This is a genomic window from Streptomyces sp. NPDC050703 (genome assembly GCF_040654435.1).
Lineage (GTDB): Bacteria > Actinomycetota > Actinomycetes > Streptomycetales > Streptomycetaceae > Streptomyces.
On record NZ_JBFAHX010000094.1, the window covers coordinates 1 to 3,446 of the forward strand.

The following is a 3,446-nucleotide window of genomic DNA, read 5'->3' on the forward strand; positions in this document are numbered from 1 at the left end:
GCCGCGTGCCATCAGCGCCGCCACCGGGCTCTCGCTGGGCGAGGTGCGGGATCTTCGAGCGCGGCTCGACAGCCTCACCGCCGCCCTCGACGGGATCGACCGGCTCGATGCCGGCGCGCAGGAGCCCGTAGGTGTACGCGTCCTCCAGCGCGCCCCAGGACGCGGCGATGACGTTCTCGGCGACGCCGACGGTCGACCACTCGCCGTCGCCGTCGCTGGTGGAGATCAGGACGCGGGTGGTGGAGGACGTGCCGTGCTTGCCCTCCAGGATGCGGACCTTGTAGTCGACGAGCTCCAGCTTGGCGAGCTGCGGGTAGATGCGTTCCAGGCCGACTCTGAGCGCCCGGTCGAGCGCGTTGACCGGGCCGTTGCCCTCGGCCGTGGCGACGATGCGCTCGCCCTTGGCCCAGAGCTTCACGGTGGCCTCGTTGGCGTGCGTGCCGTCGGGGCGGTCCTCGACGATGGCCCGCCAGGACTCGACGCGGAAGTAGCGGCGGGCGCGGCCCTCGGCCTCCTCGCGGAGCAGCAGCTCGAAGGAGGCGTCGGCCGCCTCGTACGTGTAGCCCGCGAGTTCGCGCTCCTTCACGCGGTCCACGACGCGGCCGACCAGTTCGCGGTCGTCGCCGAGGTCGACGCCCAGCTCCTTGCCCTTGAGCTCGATGGAGGCGCGGCCCGCCATGTCCGAGACCAGCATGCGGATGCGGTTGCCGACGAGGTCGGGGTCGATGTGCTGGTAGAGGTCGGGGTCGACCTTGATCGCGGAGGCGTGCAGTCCCGCCTTGTGCGCGAAGGCGGAAACGCCCACGTACGGCTGGTGGGTGGAGGGGGTCAGGTTGACCACCTCGGCGATGGCGTGGGAGACCCGGGTCATCTCGCGGAGCGAGCCCTCGGGCAGGACCTGCTTGCCGTACTTCAGCTCCAGGGCGGCGACGACCGGGAAGAGGTTGGCGTTGCCGACCCGCTCGCCGTAGCCGTTGGCGGTGCACTGCACGTGGGTGGCGCCCGCGTCGACGGCGGCGAGGGTGTTGGCGACGGCGCAGCCGGTGTCGTCCTGGGCGTGGATGCCGAGGCGGGCGCCGGTGTCGGCGGCGACGGTGGCCACGACGGCCTGGACCTGGGCGGGCAGCATGCCGCCGTTGGTGTCGCAGAGCACGACGACGTCGGCGCCGGACTCGGCGGCGGCCCGTACGACGGACTTGGCGTACTCGGGGTTGGCGCGGTAGCCGTCGAAGAAGTGCTCGCAGTCGACGAAGACCCGCCGGCCCTGGGCCACGAGGTGGGAGACGGTGTCGCGGATCATCTCCAGGTTCTCGTCCAGGGTGGTGCGCAGGGCGAGCTCGACATGCCGGTCGTGGGACTTGGCGACGAGGGTGATGACGGGGGCGCCGGATTCCAGGAGGGCGTTGACCTGCGGGTCCTCGGCGGCCTTGGCGTGGGCGCGGCGGGTGGCGCCGAACGCGACGAGCTGGGCGTGCCGGAAGGTGATCTCCTGCTGGGCGCGGGCGAAGAACTCCGTGTCGCGCGGGTTGGCGCCGGGCCAGCCGCCCTCGATGAAGCCCACGCCGAAGTCGTCCAGGTGCCGTGCGATGGTCAGCTTGTCCGCGACGGTGAGGTTGATGCCCTCGCGCTGCGCGCCGTCGCGCAGCGTCGTGTCGAAGACGTGGAAGGAATCGTCGGGTGTGCTGGTTTCCGTCATGCTGATCTGGCTCCTGTGTCGGATCTCGGTCTACCGGAATGACCGGCTCCACCGTCTTGATGATCCCGCGCGCTCCGCGTCCGGCTGACGTTGGGCCTGGAAACGAAAAAACCCCTCGTGGGTACGAGAGGTTCGCGCGCGGGTCTGAAGACGACGGTGTCCGCCCGTACATGGTGGTACGAGACGGTCACTGCGGACCGGCGCGCCTGCTGCCAATAATCATGGCGAACGAGAGCACGGTGGCAGCCTGCCACAACGCGTGCACTCCGCGCTGCCCCGTCTCACGATGCGGGCGGCGCGTGGGACACGCCGCCCGCACGGTGGGGCGCGTCAGCGCAGATGGCGTACGAAGGCGTCGTCGCCGTCGTTCGTGTCGCCCGCCAGGAGCGTCTCGTCGGCGGAGAGGAAGGCGACGCGACGGCCGTCGGCCGCGATGCCGCCGGGCGCGACCCCGGCGGTCGCCGCGCCCCCGGTGGTGTCCGGGCTGACCAGGGTGGTGGTGTCCTTCCTCAGGTCGCGCAGGTAGACGGGCCACTCCTTGCCGTACCGGGAGCCCGGCTCGGCAAGCTCCGTCACATAGGTGAGGTAGCGGCCGTCGGCGCTGATCGCGGGCGCGCGGGTGTAGACCTCGCCCGGACCGCCCTGGGTGCCGTGGACGCGCTGGTTGGTGCCGGAGGCGATGTCGTGGACGAAGACGTTCCACGCGGCGTCGTCGTCGTTCGGGACGAGGTGGGTGTCGCGGGACTCGAAGACGACCTTCCGGCCGTCGCCGCTGAGGGAGGGGTCCAGCGACTCCTTCTCGGTCTCGGAGCCGTCGTACGAGCGGTCGATCTCCGTCAGCTCGCCCGTCCCGCGGTCGCGCAGCCAGACGTCGCTCCAGTCGTCGTCGCGCGGGCCGTTGGTGTAGTTGCGGGCGTAGACGACGCGGCTGCCGTCGTCGCTGACGGTCGCGGAGTGCGACGTGCGCGGCTCCCAGCCGTCGTCGGGCCGGCTGATCCGCTCGGTCGTGCCGGTCTTCCTGTCGCGCAGGAAGACGACGCCGCCGTCCTCGCGGTGGTCGGTGTCGAAGACGGCGTAGCGCGCGTCGGCGCTGAGCGAGACCCCGCCCGCGCCCCGCCCGTCGAAGCCGTCGGGCAGCTCGACGTCGAGCCGCTCGGTCTTCCTGGTTCCGCGGTCGTAGAGGCGGACGTCGGCGTCGGAGTAGGCGCCCTCGGGCGAGGAGATGAACGCGACCCTGCGGCCGTCGGCGCTCAGCGCGGCGCCGCGCAGCTCGCGCCCCGCCAGGGCGATCCGTTCGGTCCTCCCGGTGCGCAGATCGCGTACGAAGATGTCGCGGAGCCCGTTCGTGTCGCCGGCCACCAGGTCGGTGGCCTCGGAGTCGAAGGCGGCGAACCGCCCGTTCCTGCTGATCACGGCCCCCGCCGACCTGTCGTCGGCCGCCGTGCCGCCGGCCGTGACGCTGATGCCCTCGGTGCGGGGCGCGGCGGGCGCGGCGGAGGCGGCGGGCGGGCTCGCGGCGGCGACCGCGGCGACGAGTGCGGCGGACGCCAGGGCGGCGTGGCGCTGGGTGCGGTGCATGGTGTGTTCCCCCGTGCTCTCTTCTCGTGGTGTGGTGTGGTGCTGTGCGGTCGGTACGGGTGCGGGGCGGTGGCCCGCTAGGTGTATTGATCACGAGCGTTGTTAACAGGGCTGGGTCTTGATCATGGCGAAGACCTCCGGTGTGGTGGAGGTGTCTAGGCTCCACACCACA

At 71.7% G+C, this 3,446-nt stretch carries 1 protein-coding gene and 2 pseudogenes; 1 reads left to right on the top strand and 2 read right to left on the bottom strand.

Annotated elements, in window-relative coordinates:
• Positions 1 to 91: pseudogene (locus AB0I16_RS35680) on the top strand (MarR family transcriptional regulator); the annotation flags it as partial.
• A gap of 3 nt (positions 92 to 94) precedes the next feature.
• Here AB0I16_RS35680 and cimA read toward each other — a convergent pair.
• Together cimA and AB0I16_RS35690 are read right to left on the bottom strand one after the other, a co-directional pair.
• Positions 95 to 1,696, bottom strand: a pseudogene (gene cimA / locus AB0I16_RS35685) (citramalate synthase); the annotation flags it as partial.
• A gap of 330 nt (positions 1,697 to 2,026) precedes the next feature.
• On the bottom strand, positions 2,027 to 3,274 hold the full coding sequence (locus AB0I16_RS35690) for a hypothetical protein (RefSeq protein WP_363253842.1): 1,248 nt from the start codon (positions 3,272 to 3,274) through the stop codon (positions 2,027 to 2,029).
• Positions 3,275 to 3,446: the final 172 nt, after the last annotated feature.

Excerpts from the sequence above, each read along its gene's own strand:
- AB0I16_RS35690 (WP_363253842.1), bottom strand. The coding sequence starts at position 3,274 with ATGCACCGCACCCAGCGCCACGCCGCCCTGGCGTCCGCCGCACTCGTC.